The organism is Streptococcus oralis (assembly GCF_003942875.1).
Lineage (GTDB): Bacteria > Bacillota > Bacilli > Lactobacillales > Streptococcaceae > Streptococcus > Streptococcus oralis_BX.
Window position 1 is genome coordinate 278,202 of record NZ_RMVK01000001.1, and the last position, 20,799, is coordinate 299,000.

At 42.3% G+C, this 20,799-nt stretch carries 20 protein-coding genes and 1 tRNA gene; 4 read left to right on the forward strand and 17 right to left on the reverse strand.

Annotated elements, in window-relative coordinates:
• Positions 1–81: 81 nt before the first annotated feature.
• From vncS to cshA, 9 genes are all read right to left on the reverse strand, one after another.
• The gene (gene vncS, locus D8844_RS01360) at positions 82–1,410 is read right to left on the reverse strand and encodes a sensor histidine kinase VncS (protein WP_125421290.1); all 1,329 of its coding nucleotides are present in this window, start codon (positions 1,408–1,410) and stop codon (positions 82–84) included.
• Positions 1,407–2,063, reverse strand: coding sequence for a response regulator transcription factor VncR (gene vncR / locus D8844_RS01365; RefSeq protein WP_049485358.1), 657 nt, complete (start codon positions 2,061–2,063; stop codon positions 1,407–1,409). The genes vncS and vncR overlap by 4 nt, the downstream gene beginning before the upstream one ends.
• 142 nt (positions 2,064–2,205) lie before the next feature.
• Complete coding sequence (gene vex3, locus D8844_RS01370) at positions 2,206–3,585, reverse strand: ABC transporter permease subunit Vex3 (protein WP_000903002.1); 1,380 nt, start codon at positions 3,583–3,585, stop codon at positions 2,206–2,208.
• Positions 3,586–3,635: 50 nt separating this feature from the next.
• Positions 3,636–4,283, reverse strand: a complete 648-nt coding sequence (gene vex2 / locus D8844_RS01375; protein ID WP_000173735.1) for an ABC transporter ATP-binding subunit Vex2 — start codon at positions 4,281–4,283, stop codon at positions 3,636–3,638.
• 126 nt (positions 4,284–4,409) lie between these two features.
• Entirely contained in the window at positions 4,410–5,687 is a 1,278-nt protein-coding gene (locus tag D8844_RS01380; RefSeq protein WP_042902564.1) for an ABC transporter permease, read from the reverse strand.
• A 393-nt stretch (positions 5,688–6,080) separates the two neighbouring features.
• Positions 6,081–6,166, reverse strand: a tRNA-Leu gene (locus D8844_RS01385).
• Positions 6,167–6,246: 80 nt separating this feature from the next.
• Entirely contained in the window at positions 6,247–6,822 is a 576-nt protein-coding gene (locus tag D8844_RS01390) for a cysteine hydrolase family protein (RefSeq protein ID WP_125421293.1), read from the reverse strand.
• Complete coding sequence (gene codY / locus D8844_RS01395; protein WP_000940724.1) at positions 6,822–7,610, reverse strand: GTP-sensing pleiotropic transcriptional regulator CodY; 789 nt, start codon at positions 7,608–7,610, stop codon at positions 6,822–6,824. Before codY ends, D8844_RS01390 begins: the two co-directional genes overlap by 1 nt.
• Before the next feature lie 282 nt (positions 7,611–7,892).
• Positions 7,893–9,467 carry a degradosome RNA helicase CshA gene (gene cshA / locus D8844_RS01400; protein ID WP_125421296.1) on the reverse strand — a complete coding sequence of 525 codons (1,575 nt, stop codon included), beginning with the start codon at positions 9,465–9,467 and terminating at the stop codon, positions 7,893–7,895.
• Positions 9,468–9,815: 348 nt separating this feature from the next.
• Here cshA and D8844_RS01405 point away from each other — a divergent pair, with 348 nt between their 5' ends.
• The 4 genes from D8844_RS01405 to D8844_RS01420 all read left to right on the forward strand — a co-directional run bounded on the left by D8844_RS01405 (position 9,816) and on the right by D8844_RS01420 (position 14,718).
• Complete coding sequence (locus tag D8844_RS01405; RefSeq protein WP_125421299.1) at positions 9,816–11,132, forward strand: FAD-containing oxidoreductase; 1,317 nt, start codon at positions 9,816–9,818, stop codon at positions 11,130–11,132.
• A gap of 250 nt (positions 11,133–11,382) precedes the next feature.
• Positions 11,383–12,726 (forward strand): lipid II isoglutaminyl synthase subunit MurT, encoded by a 1,344-nt coding sequence (murT, locus tag D8844_RS01410; RefSeq protein WP_125421302.1) that lies wholly within the window; start codon positions 11,383–11,385, stop codon positions 12,724–12,726.
• Positions 12,726–13,508: a lipid II isoglutaminyl synthase subunit GatD gene (gene gatD / locus D8844_RS01415; RefSeq protein WP_125421305.1), complete on the forward strand. Its 783-nt coding sequence runs from the start codon at positions 12,726–12,728 to the stop codon at positions 13,506–13,508. Before murT ends, gatD begins: the two co-directional genes overlap by 1 nt.
• Before the next feature lie 127 nt (positions 13,509–13,635).
• Positions 13,636–14,718, forward strand: coding sequence for a M24 family metallopeptidase (locus tag D8844_RS01420; protein WP_125421308.1), 1,083 nt, complete (start codon positions 13,636–13,638; stop codon positions 14,716–14,718).
• Between the two features lie 40 nt (positions 14,719–14,758).
• On the opposite strand, the gene D8844_RS01425 is transcribed toward D8844_RS01420, so the two are convergent.
• From D8844_RS01425 to tpiA, 8 genes are all read right to left on the reverse strand, one after another.
• Entirely contained in the window at positions 14,759–15,220 is a 462-nt protein-coding gene (locus D8844_RS01425; protein WP_125421311.1) for an ECF transporter S component, read from the reverse strand.
• On the reverse strand, positions 15,198–15,971 hold the full coding sequence (locus D8844_RS01430; RefSeq protein ID WP_125421314.1) for a bifunctional hydroxymethylpyrimidine kinase/phosphomethylpyrimidine kinase: 774 nt from the start codon (positions 15,969–15,971) through the stop codon (positions 15,198–15,200). Before D8844_RS01430 ends, D8844_RS01425 begins: the two co-directional genes overlap by 23 nt.
• Complete coding sequence (gene truA / locus D8844_RS01435; RefSeq protein WP_125421317.1) at positions 15,961–16,710, reverse strand: tRNA pseudouridine(38-40) synthase TruA; 750 nt, start codon at positions 16,708–16,710, stop codon at positions 15,961–15,963. The genes D8844_RS01430 and truA overlap by 11 nt, the downstream gene beginning before the upstream one ends.
• Positions 16,711–16,809: 99 nt before the next feature.
• Positions 16,810–17,961 (reverse strand): MFS transporter, encoded by a 1,152-nt coding sequence (locus tag D8844_RS01440; RefSeq protein ID WP_125421320.1) that lies wholly within the window; start codon positions 17,959–17,961, stop codon positions 16,810–16,812.
• Between the two features lie 112 nt (positions 17,962–18,073).
• Positions 18,074–18,697 carry a Pr6Pr family membrane protein gene (locus D8844_RS01445; RefSeq protein WP_000775204.1) on the reverse strand — a complete coding sequence of 208 codons (624 nt, stop codon included), beginning with the start codon at positions 18,695–18,697 and terminating at the stop codon, positions 18,074–18,076.
• Between the two features lie 2 nt (positions 18,698–18,699).
• A complete protein-coding gene (locus tag D8844_RS01450; protein WP_001061600.1) occupies positions 18,700–19,038 on the reverse strand; it encodes a zinc ribbon domain-containing protein YjdM in 339 nt (112 codons plus the stop codon).
• A gap of 209 nt (positions 19,039–19,247) precedes the next feature.
• Positions 19,248–19,766: a Dps family protein gene (locus D8844_RS01455; protein WP_125421323.1), complete on the reverse strand. Its 519-nt coding sequence runs from the start codon at positions 19,764–19,766 to the stop codon at positions 19,248–19,250.
• A 189-nt stretch (positions 19,767–19,955) separates the two neighbouring features.
• Positions 19,956–20,714, reverse strand: a complete 759-nt coding sequence (gene tpiA, locus D8844_RS01460) for a triose-phosphate isomerase (protein ID WP_000087899.1) — start codon at positions 20,712–20,714, stop codon at positions 19,956–19,958.
• Between the last annotated feature and the right edge of the window lie 85 nt (positions 20,715–20,799).

The window sequence follows — 20,799 nt, forward strand, 5'->3', positions numbered from 1 at the left end:
TTTTTGATAAAAAAAGCTAGTTTTTCCCATACTTTAGATTGAATTTCTTCCAACTCAATCAATGTAAACCCTTTCTTTCTTTTAGTCTTGAGTGACTTTGGGATAACGTATGAAGAAGGTCAATCGATCACCCTGCATCTCAAAATGATAAGGTAATTTCTCGTGTTCTAATAAACTTTTGACCACAAAGATCCCCATCCCCGAACCCTTGGCCTTGCGACTAGCATTGTCAGAAAAAGACTGGGCCAGTTTTTCCTGTTCTTCAGGACTACAGCTATTCTCGATAAAGATTTCTCCTTCTCTCTCGCCGATATGAACCAAGCCACCTGGAGTGGAGTGCTTGATAGCATTGCTGATGAGATTCGATAATATCAGTTTCATGACAGATGGGTTTATGTAAGCTTGCTGACGGGTTAGGCTAATGTCCACCTGAAGTTCTCTCTCCTTGGCGAGCAAAGCATAATCATTAACCAGACTTTGCGTCATCTGAAGAAGGTCGACCTCTTCTTTCTCGTCTCGCAATTCCTGAACAGAAGAAAGAGACAGTATCTGGAGAACGTGGTGGCTGAGGTCATCCACAATCCCCAAGGCAACTCCAAGATAGTGGTCTCTATCCTTATAACGGCCGACATTTTCTTTCATATTTTCGATTAGGATTTTCAAGCTAGCTAGTGGAGTTTTCAATTCATGAGAAGCCCCTCGTAGGAACTCAACCTTCATCTTCTCTAGCTGGAGAATAGCTTCATTTTTGTCATGCAAGTCCGCAATGACAGTCAAGAGATGCTGGTAAAGGCTATTGATTTGATCCTTGAGATCACCTATCTCATCCTTAGAATCCACACGCAATCGCACTTGGGCATCTAAATCCATCATCCGTCGGGTCACCCGCTTGATTTCCAAAATCGGGGCAACAATAGTCCGAGCATAGATGTAGGCCACCAAGAGGGAAATCAGAAAGGATGCCAGCAAGGTATAGGGAAGAAACTGGAGACTGATCTGCTCTGCTTCTTTTTGCAAATCCATCGAAGCTAGAAACTGGAGAGTCATAGTCCCACCATCTTGCGTTTTCACCTCACGCTCCTCGATAAAGAGGGAAGTAGTTTGACGGTCCGTATCCAGAGGAAGATTGTCCTTGACTTCTAACTTGTCCTCGGTCATCTCTCCCTTGACAGCTCCTTTGATATCACTGGTCTGGGAATACAAGTCTAAGACTTGCTCAATATTCTGCCTATCCTTTCCTTCTAGGGACTGGGCAATGGCTGTCGCTTTCTGACCAATGGTTTCTTGACGATGGCTCAGATAAGTCGAGGGAAAGAGAAAATAAATGGCTAAATGAAGACAAATAACCAGAACACTAAAAATAGAGAAGGTATAGATAAAAATCTTTGTAAATAAACCTGTTCGTTTCATTTTCTCTCCAATTTATAACCAACATTGCGCACCGTGAGGATACAATCCAGGTCTAGCTTTTTCCGCAGTTCCTTGATATAGACATCGATGACACGGTCAAAGGGAACCTCATCTGTCGCTTTCCAGACCGCATCAATTATCTGAGAACGAGTCAAGGCCCGTCCTTCATTTTTCACCAGATAGTCCAGAATTTCCAACTCTTTGGCATTGATGGCCACTTCTTGACCTGCGAGGCTTGCACTGTAACTCTCAAAGTCCACCTTGGTATTCTTATAGGAGAAGACTCGTCCCGTATCGTAGTAGCGCTTGAAAATCGCGTCCACCCTTACTTTTAAAAGAGAGAGAGAAAAGGGCTTTTCCAGATAACCGTCTGCTAGAGAAGCAAAAGCACTCATCTTGTATTCCTCATCCTGAAAGGCTGTCAGCATCAAGACAGGAACCTGACTGGTCTTACGAATCTCCGCTAGGACTTCTAGGCCATTAAGCTTGGGCATCTGGATATCCAGTAGTACTAGAGCAACTTCATAGCTGGAAAATTTTTCCAGAGCTTCTTGTCCATCTGCTGCCTCAATGGTTTCATAACCACAATCCGTCAAATAGTCACTGATTCCCTCACGGATCATCTCTTCATCTTCTACAATTAAAATTTTCATAGAAAAAACGTTTCACATTCCTTTAAATTTCTTGTAAATCTTCTCTGTTTCATCCTGATAGGAAGAGTCCTTATCAAGATGAAATAGATAAAAATGCTACCTATATTATACCCCATTTAGGGGAGAATAGGTAGCAAGTTTTTTATTCGCTATCGAGCAAGAGCTCTTTTGGTTGTTTTCTAAGGAGATTGCTTGAAGCAAGCGCCATAACAAGAACCACTAGAACCAAGGCAAGGACAAAGACGATGATGAAGTCTGATGTCTGAATAGAAATATCTAAGCTCGACAAGGTCTTGCTAAAGCCGTCTACTTCTGCACCACCACCAAGGTTAGAGGCTTGAGCAGCCTTGCTGGCTTGCTTGGCAACACCTGAAGTGACATTGGCAAGAACAGTATTTCCGATGGCACGAGCTGTGTAGTTGGCTAGGAAGTAAGCAGAAACAAGAGCAGGGATGGCAATCAAAATAGATTCGGTGATGAATTGCCCCAAGATACTTGCCTGCTTGAGACCGATAGAGAGGAGAATTCCCACTTCCTTGCGACGGGCATTGATCCAAAGACTGAGCAAGAGTGCAAGGAGAAGAACTGAGAAGCTCAAGCTACCCCAGAAGAGGAGGTTGGCCATCTTGTACATACCAGAGATGGATTGCTCTAGAGCTGGGTAGTTAGAGGAGCTCTTCACAAGTGTGTAGCTCTTCCAGTTGATACCGCTGATACCATTCAACTCTTTCATGACGTCATCCAAGTTCTTGTCTGCTGTTACAAAGAAGGTTGCGTCCCCATAAATAGCTGTGTCTTCTGTATATCCATAAAGTTTTGCAGCAGTGTGAATGTCTGTGATAGCTGTGTTTTCATAGAGTTCTTGTGAGTAGGTTACTGCTGACTTATTGTGACCATCAAAGAGTCCCTTGATTGTCACTTCAACTGTTTCCTTGGCACCTTTTTCATTGTCGGCATCATAGATATTGGAGTCTAATTTGACCTTATCTCCGACTTTCCAGCCGTGTTTAGCTGCCAAGTCCTTATGCATGAGAATCTTGTCCTTGTCGTCGTTGGTTAGGTGCTCACCTTCAACCAGCTTATATGAGCCAGAGACAAACTTGTCTTCTTTAGAGGAGTCATTGACACCTGTAATCATCAAACTGCTTCCAAACCGTTTTGCTCGGTCAGCAGTGAGATTTTTCTTGGTTTCTGGCGTTTCGATGAGGTCGTATCCAGTCAAATCTCCGATGGCGTTGATGCGTTTAACATAAGACTCGATGGCCTTATTTTCGGTGATTTTTTTGATATCCTCACCCTTTATATTCCCAGAACCACGTGGCGTCCCTTGATTGACGCGACGATTGATTTGCATGGAGAAGCTATTGGTGATATTTTTAAAGGTCTCCTGAGAAGCCTTGGCGGTAGCTCCCTTGATCGACAAGCCGACCAAACTCAAGCTCGCCATGAGGAGAATAATCAGGAAGATAACAATCGATTTGAAAAACTTCCTTGTAACATAGGCAAATGCGTTGTGTAACATAGGTTTCCTTTCTAGATTTGATTTCATAATTCTATCAAAACAAGCTCATCTTATTTTGTAGTATTGCGAGTTTCAGTCAGTTTCTTATCCTTCAATTCAAGTGTAATATCTGACGCTTGTGCCACTTCCTTACTGTGGGTGACGACGATCACACATTTACCTGTTTTCTCGGCAAGTGATTTGAGCAGTTCGATAATATCTCCAGCAGTTTTAGGGTCCAGATTTCCTGTTGGCTCATCAGCTAGAATAACTGGAGCTTCTGATACCAAACTGCGAGCGATGGCTACACGTTGCTGTTGACCACCTGATAACTGGAGAACGTTCCGCTTGATCTGACTTTCATCCAAACCAAGCTCAAGAAGTGTATCCTTGCTTGCCTTTTTGTTGACCAAGCGGATATTTTCCAGCGGAGAAAGATAATCTATCAAGTTATAATTTTGAAAGACCAGGGAAATATGGTGCATGCGATGGTAAGAATACCCCTTATTCCGAATGTCCTCTCCTTGGAAAAGGATAGAACCCTCGACAGGACTATCTAGACCAGCCAGTAGGGACAAGAGAGTGGATTTTCCTGCTCCTGACTCACCAATGATACTATAAAATTTTCCGGGTTCAAAATTATACTTGATCTGATATAAAACTGCTTCAGCAGTGTTCTTATAACGGTAGGTAACATCTTGCAATTGTAATAAAGTCATGATTTCTCCTTCTTATACTCAATGAAAATCAAAGATTAAACTAGAAAGCTAACCGCAGGTTGCTCAAAGCACAGCTTTGAGGTTGCAGATAAGACTGACACGGTTTAAAGAGATTTTCGAAGAGTATTAACTAATAGATGATAAAATTTCTTTCGGCGATTTTCTAAATAAGAATAGGAAACAAAGAGCTACGGATAAGCAACCAATCAGGAGCAGAAAGACATAGGATTCTGCAAAGGATAGGAGACTGGTTGATAGACCACTTGCTTTGGCCAGCGTTTCCTCTAAGGTTGCCTGATCTCCACTGGCTAGTACAGTTTGGAGTAGATAGGATGTGATGGCATTTCCAGCGATAAAGGATGGAAGCAAAGCTCCAAGTGATACCAAAACTACCTCTAAACAGAACTGGAGGAAGATCGAACTCTTGCCTTTTCCAAGTGCCAGAAGAATTCCCACTTCGTAGACCCTTTCTCTCAACCAGAGGGACAAGACCAAAATTAAGGCTCCTGCTCCTGCTATCAACATCCCATAAAGGAAGATGGTGAGGAAGGTTTGGAAGGTTGCCACTGAGTCTTTGATTTGTTCAAAGGCCTTGTTTTCCTTCTCGACTTGGTAGCCTTGACTTTCCAAAGCCAAGTTTTCCACCTGCTTCATGAGTCCGTCCATTTCCTTAGGATCTTCTACATAGAAGCGCGCTGCACTGACTTGAGCTTCACTATTTCCCAGAAGGGTTTGGCTACTTTCATAGTCTGTAAAGACTTGGTTTTCACTGAAGTCAGAAGACAAGCCTGTGAACTTCTCTTGTTTTTTTCCAGAAAAGATGCCGACAATTTCAAACTCTACTGTTTGCCCTTTTCCAGATTCTGACTGACCAGCATCCAAGCGAATCTTGTCATGAAGCGAAAGACCGTTCTTCTTGGCCAACTCCTCGTGGATCAGGATTTTCTTGGAGTCCCCTTTTTGAAGATGTCGCCCTTCTTTTAGGTTGAAAGCCGAACTGGTAAAGGTGACATCCTTGGATGAATCCTCGAGAGCCGTTAAGCTAACCAAGTTCTTGTCTGCAGCTGACAAATCATCACGTTCTACGCTCTGCTCACCACTCACCGCTTCCTTGTCTTTCAGTTTTGCGACCGTTTCAAGTTCAGGAGAAACATTTTCCAGTCCCTTAATCTTGCTCACGGATGCTAGGTCCGATAACTTGAAGGTCTGTCCATTTTCTATCTTTTTGATAGAAAATGAGGTATTGAGTGATTTGTAAAGATTGCTTTCCACTGTTTTGTTGGACTTCATCAGCGTCAAACAGGCTGAAATTCCTGCTAAAAGAACAAATAAAATCAGAAATAAAATAAAACTTCTCAGTCGTTTTCTGCTGACATAAGCCCAAGCTCTTTGGATTGGATTCATTTGTCACCTCCATATTTGTAAGACTATTATAAAATCCAAATATGAAATGTTTATGAAATCGAAAATTTTTTTGATTTATTTTTTGAAAAAACAAAAAAGCTAGCAAACGCTAACCTTCCTTCTTATGTAAGGAGAAATAGTACCAATCAAAAATCTACTTCATTTTAAAAATGATAGTCACATCTTTCTGATTAGTATTTTTCCATTTCCTAAGTTCTTCATTTTCTGACTAGTGTTTGAGGATATTCTTAATAGGATGAAATGGAAAACTCAGTTTAAATGTTCTGATACAATGAACTGTTCTTGATACCAATATTTTTCGATATACGAAACGTAACCTCTAGTCTTCTTTGTAAAAACAAAAAGAGCTAGCCAAAGCCAACTCTTACCCTATGCGGAGAGAGGGACTTGAACCCTCACGACCTAAAGCGGCCACAGGATCCTTAGTCCTGCGCGTCTGCCAATTCCGCCATCCCCGCGTCGATTACTTTACTAGTATATCAACTTTCAAAATCTTTGTCAACACTTTTTTCAGATTTTTTTCATTTTTCCAAGGGAATCATTCTTTAATTTCAGACAGATTTTCATCTAGCAATTTTGCTCCCAGAGTGTTTTTAAAATGTCCAAGAGCAAACTGATGATTTTCTGGCCAGATAGAGGCAACCGCAGGCTTGACAATCTCGATTTGATAACCTAAATTATAGGCATCAATAGCCGTATGAAGGACGCAAATATCCGTCAAAACACCTGTTAAGATAACAGTATCGACCCGACGTTCTCGCAAACGGATATCTAAGTCCGTTCCTGAAAATGCTGAATAGTGACGTTTGTCCATCCAAAAGACACGACTATCCGCCTCATGCTCAGCATAAAAGTCAGCTAGGGGGCCATAAAGGTTACGACCGCTAGTTCCGATGATGTTGTGTGGTGGAAAGAGCTTGCTTTCTGGGTGGAATGTATCCTTCTCCTCATGAGCATCAATGGTGAAAAAGACATAATCCCCACGTTCAAAAGCCAGTCTGGTTACCTGATCAATGGCTTTTGATATTGCTTGAGCAGGTGCTCCAGCAGTTAGCTTTCCATGATCTGCTACGAAATCCTCTGTATAGTCAATCGAGATTAAAGCTTTTGCCATTAGTAGTCCCTCTTTTTCACTTCCTCAAAAATATCACCAATTAGAACTTTGAGATAAGTCCCCTTCATTCCTAATGAGCGACTCTCAATAATTCCCGCAGACTCCAATTTACGAAGCGCATTGACAATCACTGAACGTGTAATGCCAATACGGTCTGCAATAACAGACGCAGTCAGCTGCCCTTCATTTCCATCCAGCTCAGCTAAAATAGCCGATACGGCACGAAGTTCTGAATAGGAAAGGGTGTTGACCGCCATGGTAACAGCCGTACGACGGCGAATATTCTTCTCATCTTCTTCACGTTGGAAGTTCAACAGTTGAATTCCTACCACCGTGCTCGCAATCTCGACAAGAATCAAATCTTCATCTTCAAATTTCTTGTCATTGCGCCAAATAATCAAGGAACCTAGACGAATCCCTGATACATGAATCGGAGCGATGGTCGTCAAACCATCTGGAAAGTCCGCACGGCTCTCTACAGGGAAAATGGTCAAATCATGTTCAACAGGAAGATTGGCTTCCGTGTCATAAATCATGTTTGCCCCTTGTACATAGACGTCAGGGAAGGTTTTGGTTTGGAAGAATTGTTCTACACGGTCATTATTGGTCTTATAACGCATAAAGTAGCCCAAGAGACGTCCCTTGTTATTCACAATACAAGCGTTACAGTCAATAATATCAGCTAACTGGCGTGTGATCGCATTGTAAGGAAGTTCATCTTGGAGTTGCTCCTCAGAGCGCTTTAGAATAGACGTGATTTTTCTTGTTTTTTCTAATAAATGTGCCATTTTTTACCTCGCATATAATCGCTTCCATTATAACATAGAAAAGTCTTTATTTCAATAATTATCTGAAAATTGCTTATTTAATTGCAATTTTGAACAGCAAAAATATTTTAGAAAAAAGCGAGGTTTTTTATTGACATCCTATTTTATTTTTGATATTATAACATTATAAGAAGATGACATGATAAATCCCTTTCCGTTTCACCTATCCTTTACTATCACCATCTTCTTTTACTATTGGTCTCCTTATATATAAAAGCGATTCACAGTGTGAATCGCTTTTTTCTATTTGTCTCCTTTGTTACGAATAACAAAGCCTGTTTTCTTTTCGCTTGAAGTGTTGCGAGGTTTTTTATTGTCTTTATTACGGTAACGTCTGTCTTTATCAAAACGATCATTTCCACGACTGCCTTTTTTGAAATCATCACGGCGACCACCACGGCGATCACGGTCTAGACGGTCGTCTCCATGACGGCCTCCACGACCTCCCTTACCTTTGCCACCGAATCCATTACCTGATGGTTTAAATGGCAGTGGTTTTTCACGCGCAATCTCCACTTCAGGAAGGCTGTCTGGATCTTGGACTGTCAGACTCAAGATATACATAGCCAATTCTTCTGGACTAAATTCGGCAGCTAACTTACGAGCATCTTTAGCAAATTTCTCAAAGTTCCCACGAATGGCTTCGTCTGCGAAGTCTCGTTCGATTTTCTTGAGCGCTACTTGTTTCTTAGCTTGGAATGCTTCTTCTGCTGTCGCTGGTTTCAAGCCTTTCATGCGTTTCTTAGTCAGGTTTTCGATGATTTGAAGGTAGCCCATTTCATTTGGTGCTACGAAAGTAATAGATTGACCTGACTTACCAGCACGACCTGTACGTCCGATACGGTGAACATAACTTTCAGGGTCTTGTGGAATATCGTAGTTGTAGACATGGGTCACACCTGAGATATCCAAACCACGTGCTGCTACGTCTGTCGCAACAAGTACATCAAGATTCCCATTTTTAAAATCACGAAGGACACGAAGACGTTTATTTTGGTCCAAATCACCATGAATTCCTTCAGCACGGAAGCCACGGATTTTAAGACCACGAGTCAATTCATCTACACGGCGTTTGGTACGACCAAATACAATAGCAAGCTCAGGTTGTTCCACATCCATAAGACGTGTCATAGTATCAAATTTTTCTTGTTCCTTGACACGGATATAGTACTGATCCACTAGCTCTGTTGTCAATTCCTTGGCAGCAATCTTGACATGCTCAGGGTCTTTCATAAACTGAACACCAATACGTTTGATAGCATCTGGCATGGTTGCTGAAAAGAGCAAGGTTTGACGATTTTCAGGGACACGGGAAATGATGGCTTCGATATCTTCAAGGAAGCCCATGTTGAGCATTTCATCCGCTTCATCAAGGATGAGGGTTTCAATGTCTTGTAATTTCAAGGCCTTGCGTTTAATCAAGTCCAAGAGACGGCCTGGTGTTCCTACCACGATGTGAGCACCAGATTTAAGAGCTTTGATTTGTTTTTCAATGCTGGAACCACCGTAAACTGAGCGAACTTTCACTCCTTTGCTACGGCCAAAGCGGAAGAGTTCTTCTTGGCTTTGGACAGCGAGTTCACGAGTTGGAGCGATAACCAAGGCTTGGATGGTCGCTTCTTCTGTACGGATTTTTTCAAGGGTTGGCAATCCAAAGGCTGCGGTTTTCCCTGTACCAGTCTGAGCTTGACCGATAACGTCTTTTCCTTCGAGAGCCAAGGGAATGGTCTGTTCTTGGATGGGACTGGCTTCTACAAATCCAGCTTTTTCAATCTCTGCTAGCAATTCAGCAGACAAGTTAAATTCATTAAATTTCACGTTTTTCTTCTTTCTAAAGGTGGTGCGAAGCCACCCTATAGGGCTTTAGTTTATACTTTTCTTTTCATGACGTATCTTCTACAAAAAGAGATACCGTGTTGCTTCTTTTCCACGAAAGAAAAGTACTAGTTTCTTTGCAACCTATCTAGTATAACACAAGAGGGAAGCAAAAGATAGTAGAATCCTTTAGGAAAATCATGTAAACGATTTTTTAACAGTAAAGTGGCCTGAAACTTCTTCTTCAAAGGATTTGAAGGGACCATTTCAAGCTCACTTCATTTCCCGTAGCAGAATTGTGCAAAAGTTTTTTTCTTGTGCTAGAATGAAATGCGAATAGGAGGACTATAAATGTTAACTTATGATTTAATCGTTATTGGATTTGGTAAAGCTGGGAAAACACTAGCTGGTAAATTGGCTTCAGCTGGCAAAAAAGTTGCCCTCGTTGAACGTAGCAAAGCTATGTACGGTGGAACTTGTATCAACATCGGATGTATTCCAACTAAAACCTTGCTAGTTGCTGCTGAGAAGGACTTGTCTTTTGAAGAAGTCATTGCTACCAAAAATACTATCACTAGTCGCCTCAACGGTAAAAACTATGCGACTGTTGCGGGTACAGGTGTGGATATCTTTGATGCGGAAGCTCACTTCCTTTCAAACAAAGTCATCGAAATCCAAGCTGGTGATGAAAAACAAGAACTGACTGCTGAAACTATCGTTATCAACACTGGTGCCGTTTCAAACGTCTTGCCAATCCCTGGACTTGCTACAAGTAAAAACGTCTTTGACTCAACAGGTATCCAAAACTTAGACAAATTGCCAGCAAAACTTGGTGTCCTTGGTGGCGGAAATATCGGTCTTGAATTTGCAGGTCTTTACAACAAACTTGGAAGCAAAGTTACAGTCCTAGATGCCTTGGATACTTTCCTACCTCGTGCAGAACCTTCCATCGCAGCTCTTGCTAAACAATACATGGAAGAAGACGGTATTGAATTGCTTCAAAACATCCGTACTACTGAAATCAAAAACGACGGTGACCAAGTCCTTGTCGTAACTGAAAACGAAACTTACCGTTTCGATGCCCTTCTCTACGCAACTGGACGTAAACCAAACGTAGAACCACTTCAACTTGAAAATACAGATATTGAACTAACTGAACGTGGTGCTATTAAAGTAGACAAACATTGTCAAACAAACGTTCCTGGTGTCTTCGCAGTTGGAGACGTCAACGGTGGTCCTCAATTTACCTACATCTCACTTGATGACTTCCGTGTTGTCTACAGCTACCTTGCTGGAGATGGCAGCTACACTCTTGAAGACCGTCTCAATGTGCCAAACACCATGTTCATCACACCTGCACTTTCACAAGTTGGTTTGACGGAAAGCCAAGCAGCTGATTTGAAACTTCCATACGCAGTGAAGGAAATCCCTGTTGCTGCCATGCCTCGTGGTCACGTAAACGGAGACCTTCGCGGAGCCTTCAAAGCAGTTGTCAACACTGAAACAAAAGAAATTCTTGGAGCAAGCATCTTCTCAGAAGGTTCTCAAGAAATCATCAACATTATCACTGTTGCCATGGACAACAAGATTCCTTACACTTACTTCACAAAACAAATCTTCACTCACCCAACCTTGGCTGAGAACTTGAATGACTTGTTTGCGATTTAAGTTGAGACTGATTTGTTAGCTAACAGCCCTCGTCGGGCTGTTTTTGTTTCTGCGAAATCTCATACTCTTCAAAAATCTCTTCAAACTACGTCAGCTTCACCTTGCCGTATATATGTTACTGACTTCGTCAGTTCTATCTACAACCTCAAAGCAGTACTTTGAGCAACCTGCGGCTAGCTTCCTAGTTTGCTCTTTGATTTTCATTGAGTATCAAATCTGTCTTTTCCCTCTTTTATGATATAATAGAAACATGAAATTAAAAACTACTTTGGGCCTTCTAGCTGGGCGCTCTTCTCACTTCATCTTGAGCCGTCTTGGCCGTGGAAGTACGCTCCCAGGAAAACTCGCCCTTCAATTTGATAAAGATATTCTACAAAATTTAGCTAAGAACTACGAGATTGTCGTGGTCACTGGAACCAATGGCAAAACCCTGACAACTGCCCTCACTGTCGGCATTTTAAAAGAGGTCTATGGTCGGGTTCTGACCAATCCTAGTGGTGCCAATATGATTACAGGGATTACAACAACCTTCCTAACAGCCAAATCTTCTAAAACTGGGAAAAACATTGCCGTCCTCGAAATCGACGAAGCCAGTCTTTCTCGTATCTGCGACTACATCCATCCTAGTCTTTTTGTCATCACTAATATTTTCCGTGACCAGATGGACCGCTACGGTGAAATTTACACAACTTATAACATGATTTTGGATGCCATTCGTAAGGTGCCTACGGCTACTGTTCTCCTCAATGGTGACAGTCCACTTTTCTACAAGCCAGCTATTCCAAATCCAGTTCAGTATTTTGGTTTTGACTTGGAAAAAGGACCAGCCAAACTAGCTCACTACAATACCGAAGGAATCCTCTGTCCTGACTGTCAAGGCATTCTCAAATATGAGCACAATACCTATGCCAACTTGGGTGCCTATATCTGTGAAAATTGTGGTTGCAAACGTCCTGACTTGGACTACCGTCTGACAGAATTGGTTGAGTTGACCAACAATCGCTCTCGCTTTGTCATCGACGGTCAGGAATACGGCATCCAAATCGGTGGACTCTATAATATCTACAATGCCCTTGCTGCGGTTGCTATTGCCCGTTTCCTCGGTGCAGATTCGCAACGGATCAAGCAAGGATTTGACAAGAGCCGTGCTGTCTTTGGACGCCAGGAAACCTTCCATATCGGCGACAAGGAATGTACTCTCGTCTTGATTAAGAATCCAGTCGGTGCAACTCAAGCTATCGAGATGATTAAACTAGCGCCTTATCCATTTAGCCTTTCTGTCCTTCTCAACGCCAACTATGCTGATGGGATTGATACTAGCTGGATCTGGGATGCTGATTTTGAGCAAATTACTGATATGGACATTCCTGAAATCAACGCTGGTGGTGTTCGTCATTCTGAAATTGCACGCCGTCTACGAGTGACGGGCTATCCAGCTGATAAAATCACTGAGACAAGCAATCTGGAGCAAGTTCTCAAAACCATCGAGAACCAAGACTGCAAACATGCTTATATCCTTGCGACTTACACTGCTATGCTGGAATTCCGTGAACTGCTGGCTAGTCGTCAGATTGTTAGAAAGGAGATGAACTGATGGTTTATACTTCACTTTCCTCAAAAGCTGGCAACTACCCTTATCAGCTCAACATTGCCCACCTCTATGGAAACCTTATGAATACCTACGGGGATAATGGAAACATCCTCATGCTCAAGTATGTGGCTGAAAAACTAGGGGCCCATGTGACGGTTGACATCGTTTCTCTTCATGATGATTTTGACGAGAATCACTACGATATCGCCTTTTTCGGTGGTGGTCAAGATTTTGAGCAAAGTATCATCGCAGGCGATCTACCTGCCAAGAAAGAGAGCATTGACAACTACATCCAAAACGACGGAGTGGTTCTAGCCATCTGCGGTGGTTTCCAACTACTGGGCCAATATTATGTTGAAGCTTCAGGGAAACGTATCGAAGGGCTCGGTGTCATGGGCCACTACACCCTCAACCAAGCCAATAACCGCTTTATCGGTGACATCAAAATTCACAATGAAGATTTTGATGAAACCTACTATGGCTTTGAAAATCATCAGGGACGTACCTTCCTCTCAGATGACCAAAAACCGCTGGGACAGGTGGTCTATGGAAACGGAAACAACGAGGAAAAGGTCGGCGAGGGGGTTCATTATAAGAATGTCTTTGGTTCCTACTTCCACGGACCTATCCTCTCTCGTAATGCCAATCTGGCTTATCGCCTGGTCACTACTGCCCTTAAAAAGAAATACGGTCAGGATATCCAACTCCCTGCCTATGAGGACATCCTCAGTCAAGAAATCTCTGAAGAATACAGCGACGTCAAAAGCAAGGCTGACTTTTCTTAAACTAAGGAAAACTAGGTAAAAGAACTCCCCTATCTTGTCGGAGTTCTTTTTGCCTGTTCTTTTACCCTTCTCCCTTGCATTTTCTCTCTTTTTTTGCCAAAATAGAGGGGTAGAAAGAAGGTAGCATATGTCTAAATTACAACAAATCGTAACATATCTTGAATCAGAAAAACTAGACGTCGCTGTCGTATCTGACCCCGTCACTATTAATTACCTCACTGGCTTTTACAGTGATCCCCATGAACGCCAAATGTTCCTCTTTGTTCTAGTGGATCAGGAACCTCTCCTCTTTGTCCCAGCCCTTGAGATTGAGCGTGCAAGCAGCACTGTCTCTTTCCCAGTTGTAGGCTATGTGGATTCTGAAAATCCATGGCAAAAAATCAAAAATGCTTTGCCTCAGCACGACTTCAAACGTGTCGCTGTTGAGTTTGACAACCTCATCTTGACCAAATACCATGGTTTGAAAACAGTCTTTGAGACTGCTGAGTTTGAAAACCTCACTCCTCGCATCCAACGCATGCGCCTCATCAAATCAGCTGATGAAGTGCAAAAAATGATGGTTGCAGGTATCTATGCTGATAAGGCTGTAAAAGTTGGTTTTGACAATATTTCTCTTGATAAGACTGAGACAGACATCATTGCCCAAATCGACTTTGCCATGAAACGTGAAGGCTATGAAATGAGCTTTGATACCATGGTCTTGACTGGCGATAACGCTGCAAATCCGCACGGAATTCCTGGTGCAAACAAGGTCGAAAAAGACGCCCTTCTCCTCTTTGACCTCGGTGTCATGGTCAATGGCTACGCATCAGATATGACTCGTACTGTCGCTGTCGGTAAACCAGATCAATTCAAGAAGGATATTTACAACTTGACTATGGAAGCCCAACAAGCTGCTCTTGACTTTATCAAGCCAGGTGTGACTGCACATGAAGTGGACCGCGCTGCCCGTGAAGTCATTGAAAAAGCTGGTTATGGTGAGTACTTCAACCACCGTCTCGGTCACGGTATCGGTATGGATGTTCACGAATTCCCTTCTATCATGGAAGGAAACGACATGGTCATCGAAGAAGGCATGTGCTTCTCTGTTGAACCAGGTATCTATATCCCTGGTAAAGTCGGGGTCCGTATCGAAGATTGCGGTGTTGTCACTAAGGATGGCTTTGATCTCTTTACAAGTACCAGCAAAGATTTGCTTTATTTTGATTAAATATAGACAAGCAAAAAGTCAGCTATTGAAGCTGACTTTTTTATTTTATCTTCTTGACGCTCTGAAAGACTACAAATCCCACAACCATCCCCAAGGTATTTTGTAGGAAGTTTGGAAGGATTTCTGGCAAGGCTGCTGACCAGCCATTCATTAGAGTTGAGCCCAGAGCGTAGCCACTTACCATGACGATAGTAGCTAAGACTAAGCCCAACCATTGCCATTTCCCTTTAAAACCTGCAAAAAATCCTTGCAAGCCATGGTTTACCAAGCTAAAGAGCATCCACTGTGGAAAGCCTGATAAAAGGTCAAGCAGAAAAGCTGCTAGTCCTCCAACGACGGCCCCTTCTTTACTGCCAAAGTAAAAGGCAGTAAAGAAAATACCTGCATCCAAGAGAGTCAATATTCCTGTTGCCGTTCCAATTTTCAAGTAATAACCTAGAACCACAGAAAGAGCGGTTAAGAGGGATACAAGGGCGATTTTAGTTGTTTTTGTTTGCTTCATATTGTCTTACTCCATATTGATCTGCTTGTGCAATGGCACGGTAAACGAAAGCTTTCGAGCTCTCTACTGCTGGTAAAAGTTCATCCCCTTTAACCAAGTGACTGGCGATGCTTGAGGCAAAGGTACATCCTGCACCCGCATTTTGGCCTTGAATGACTGGGTTTTCTAGAACAGTGAAAGTTTGTCCATCATAAAAGACATCTACGGCCTTGTCCTGACTGAGGCGATTGCCTCCCTTAATAATAACTGCTGGCGCTCCTAAATCATGCAATTTCTGAGCTGCAGCCTTCATGTCTTCCAATGTTTTAATTTCCTGATCAGCTAACAATTCTGCTTCAGGAAGATTTGGCGTAATCACACTGACATGAGGGAAAAAACGAATCAACTCTTGGCAGAGCTCACTAACAGCCACGTCGTGCGTTTCCTTGCAGACCAAAACGGGGTCCAATACCACAGGCACTCCTGGACGTTGCTTGATAAAGTCCAAGGCCTTCTCAGCCACACTGACAGTAGGAAGAAGGCCAATCTTAATCCCTGCAAACTCGACATCACGTAAGCTATTCAACTCATGTTGGAAAATAGTATCATCCGTAGGGAAGACTTCAAAGCCCTTTTCGGTCAAGGCCGTCAAACAAGTGACAGCTACAAAGCCATGCAAGCCGTTTAAGGTATAGGTGGCCAAATCAGCTGACAAACCACCACCACTAAAAATATCATTCCCAGAAAGGGCTAAAATACGATTATTCTTCATAACGAATCTCCTTTAAATACAAGCCATTTGGTGCCGCCGTTGGACCTGCAAGTTGCCTGTCCTTCTTCTCCAAAATCAAGTCAATCTGCTCAACTGGCATTCGATTATTTCCGATTTTGAGCAGCGTCCCCACCATATTGCGAATCTGCTTATACAAGAAACCATTTCCTGAAAAGGTAAAGGTCAAAAACTGCCCTGTCTCATCAACACTAAGACTGGCTTCTGTAATGGTACGAACCTTGTCCTCTACACTGGTTCCAGATGCTGTAAAACCGGTAAAATCGTGGGTTCCTTCTAATTTCTTGACAGCCTCCTGCATCCGCTCCACATCGAGGGGATAGGGAAAGTGAGTAGCGTAGTGACGACGCATAGGATTTTTGGGACGTCCTCTATCCACGATAAACTCATAGGTCTTGCTGTGCTTGGCATAACGGCAATGAAAATCATCCGCCACAATCTCAATCGAAATCACATCGATATCTTCTGGTGACTGGGTATCCAGAGCAAAACGGAGTTTTTCCTCATCCATCTGATAGGGCAGATCAAAATGAATAACCTGTCCCAGAGCATGGACCCCACTATCCGTCCTACCAGCACCGTGAACAGTGATGGCTTGCCCCTTATTGAGTCTCGTTAAGGTTTTTTCGATTTCCTCTTGAACGCTCCGCGCATGAGGCTGGCGCTGAAAACCAGCAAAGGCATAACCATCATAAGAAATAGTTGCTTTATATCTTGTCATAACTTCTATTTTATCAGGAAATAAAAGTGTAAACAAGTTTAAAAACCAATAATTGTCTGGGTACAAAATTCCCAAAAAGAAAAACTTAGGAAACCAATCCTAAGCTCTCTTTTGAAGTGCGTACATAACAAAGATAGAAGTGACAATCAACCAGCAGCCTAGAATGGTGAAGACCAACATACCGTTTTGAGTCACCAAACCAATCGCTCCAAGAATGAAAGGTGTCGTGAAGGCTCCAAAGCTACATCCTAGCACTGCAAAAGATGTTGCCTGATTAAGGAGCTTGGCTGGGATTCTTTCAGAAAGAAGCTGAAAGACAGTGGTCAAGGCTACGCTGTAGGCAAAACCTGCCACAATACTTCCAACTACCATCACACCCAATGATGGAGACAAAGCTATCACAATCTGTCCCAATCCAAAGGTGATACCTGACCAAAGGAGTAATCTTTCTTTAAACAGAGAGATAAAGAAAGAAAAACTCACACCTGCCAAGATACCAATCAACTGCATGATACTTAAAACCAAGCTCGATAACTGGGCATCCCCTAGACCTCTTTCCACCATCAGACTAGGGATACGAATAGTGATAGCTGTGTTGGTGCAGACAACAACTGCTGCTTCGACAGCCAATAGAAAAATTAAGCCTTTCATCTGTCCTGTCAAACGAGTCGTTTCGGCCTCTTTTTTCTTTGTTTCTTTCTTTTCTTTCCCATAAGGGACAAAGAGCAGATAAAGAATCAATACTAAAAATCCCGCACTGTAGGCCAAGAAGGTCACTGTCCATCCCAAGGATAAGAGTTGACCTACCACTAGAGTCAAAATCGACGCCCCGACAACTTCTGCTGATCCACGGAGACCCAGCATCTGGATCCGTGTCTTTCCATGATAGCGTTCGCTGATGATAGAAATGGCCTTGGCATTGATCATTCCAACACCCAAGCCAAATAAAATCCGCATCGCAAAGACAAAGTTGTAATCCTGATACCAGAAAGGGGCTGTTCCACCGATAGAAAGGATGAGAAGGCCCAGACTAATCTGAAGACGCTCAGGAAATAACCGCTCCAAAAACCCATTTAAAACCAGCATAATCATGATTCCAAAAGAAGGAAGACTGACCAGGAGCTCGATTTGTTCTTTGGGGTAGCCTTGATAGTAGTCAAACATGGCTGGCAGAGCACTTGAGATGGAGAAGGAGGTAATCAAAACGAGGGAGAGGGCCAAAATACTAGCCCGTTCTAAATATTGTTTCATGAATTTTCTTTCTATATATTTCTCACTGTTGATTCTTTTAAAAGGAAGATGGCAAGAAAAGAAGGAGCCCGATTGAACTAGAGACTCCGTCCTAACTTTCCTAATAGGAAGACTATTTTCGCTTGATTTGCTTGATCAGATAGAAGATGAAGCCTGCAACCATATACGCCGCAAAAATGATCAAACACCATTTGATAACCACGTCCCAACCCTTGTTCACATTTAAAAAGAAATAAGGGAAGGGATTGTCCTTGGAATTCGGAATATTGAGTTTTAAGACCAGGCCGTTAAACAAGGCAAAAATCATATAAACCAAGGGCAAGATGGTCCACAAGACTGGATCCCAGATCTTGTATTGACCCCGTTTATCGAAGAAGAGGGTGTCTGCTAAAAACCAGAGTGGAACGATATAGTGGCAAAGGAAATTTTCCACACGGTAAAAGTCTGTCGCGATCGGAGCAAGCATAAAATGATAAATTACACAGGTAATCATGATACTCATGGTAACACCACCCTTGAGACGAAGCAAGGTCGGACTTTGCCAATTTTCACCTGAACGGCTCATCACACGGAGCAGATAGCCCGTGAAAATCGTTACCAAAAGATTGGACAACACTGTGTAGTAAAGGAGCATACCAAAGCCACCGTGCTTGGTAATCTCCAAATAAACTCCTGTAAATGCCGCTAAGAACAAGAGCACACGACTATAAAAGATAAATTTATAATTCAGTTTCATGGCTAGATTTTCTTAACAAATTCTGACTTGAGTTTCATGGCTCCAAAACCATCAATCTTACAGTCGATGTTGTGGTCACCTTCTACGATACGGATATTTTTAACGCGAGTTCCTTGTTTCAAATCCTTTGGCGCACCTTTTACTTTCAAGTCCTTGATAAGGGTTACAGTATCGCCGTCAGCCAATTTATTTCCATTGGCATCGATAGCAACAACACCTTCTTCTACTTCTGCAACTTCTGCAGGATTCCACTCATAGGCACACTCTGGGCAGACTAAGAGACTTCCGTCTTCGTAGACATATTCTGAATTGCATTTTGGGCAATTTGGTAAGTTGTTCATAAGTCCTCCTAAAACTAACAATTATTCTTTAAAATTCATATGTTATTGAACAGCAACTATTATACCGTAAAATCCTACTTTTGACAATGTGTCCTAAGTCCAGCAGACAAAAAAATCATGCAACTGTTTACAGTTACATGACTTTTAAAAGATGATTGGTCATGGGCACTTATCCAGCGCCTCATGATAAAAGGGGTAGCAACTATATTTTACAAACCAGGAGCTTGTCCAAGTTCTGCTGCAAGCATCCAAACTGTTTTCTCAAGTTCAGCCTTAGCACCAACAAAGATATCGTTTGTAACATCATCGCCTTCTTCATCTGTCACATCCAAAGCTTTTTGGAAAAGAGCGATGAGGTAGCGGTAAATCGCTAAAACACGTTCCAAGCTTTCTTCAACGTTACGGAATTCTCCTTCTTCTTCTTCGATTTCACTGTGTTGAAGGAATTCTGTCAAAGTTGAATAAGGTTTGCCACCAAGGGTGATCAAACGTTCGCTGATTTCGTCAAGATAGCCATCAAGGCTGTCCATGTATTCATCCATTTTTGGATGCCATACGAGGAAACCACGACCACGCATATACCAGTGTACTTGGTGAAGGGCAATGTGAGCCACATACAAGTCCGCTACTGCTTGGTTCAATACTTCCTTTGTTTTTACCAATGCTACTGGCGCTGTCTTAGATAATGTTGTTACGTCTTTTAATGCATCTTTTTTCAATTCAATCATTTTTTTCACCTCATAATATTATTTTTGTAACCATATTTATTGATTACTACCTCAGTATACTACACCTAGTAGACAAAAGCAAGAAAATTAACCCATATTAAAAAAGTTGTAATAGACTGATAATTTAAGAAAAATATACAGTCTTTAAAAAAAAAGACAGTCTTAGAAGACTGTCTGAAATAACTGAGATTATTTTACAAAGTCAAGCAATGCCAAAAAGCTTTCAGCTTCAAGTGACGCACCGCCAACAAGGGCACCGTCAACGTCTGGGCAAGCCATGTATGAAGCAACGTTTTCAGGTTTAACAGAACCACCGTATTGAACACGAACTTTGTCAGCAACTTCTTGACCAAAGTCAGCAGCTACAACGTCACGAACAACTTTACACATTTTTTGTGCATCATCTTGTGAAGCTGATTTACCAGTACCGATAGCCCAGATTGGCTCATAAGCGATAACTGATGCAGCAACTTGTTCAGCTGTCAATCCAGCCAATGCAGCAGATACTTGAGCACCTACGAATTCAGCAGCTTTACCAGCTTCGTAAGTTTCAAGTGACTCACCACAACAGATGATTGGAAGCATGCCGTTTGCAAAGATTGCTTTTGCTTTTTTGTTGATATCTTCGTCAGTTTCATGGAAGTAGTCACGACGTTCTGAGTGACCGATAACAACGTAGTCAGTACCGATTTCTTTCAAAACTTGTGGGCTAGTTTCACCAGTGAAAGCACCTGCATTTTCAAAGTAGCAGTTTTGAGCAGCAACTTTAAGGTTTGAACCTTTAGCAGCGGCGAGAACAGCTGTTAAATCAACTGCAGGAGCTGCGATACCTGCTTCAACAAGGTCTGATGAAGGAAGTTTTGATGCAACGGCTTCAACGAATGCTTTTGCTTCTTCTGGATTTTTGTTCATTTTCCAGTTACCAGCGATAAATGGTTTACGTGACATTTCACATACCTCTTTTTTCATTTTATTCACTATTATTCTATCATATTTATAAGGAGCTTGCAAACCTTACTCTAATTTTCAAGAT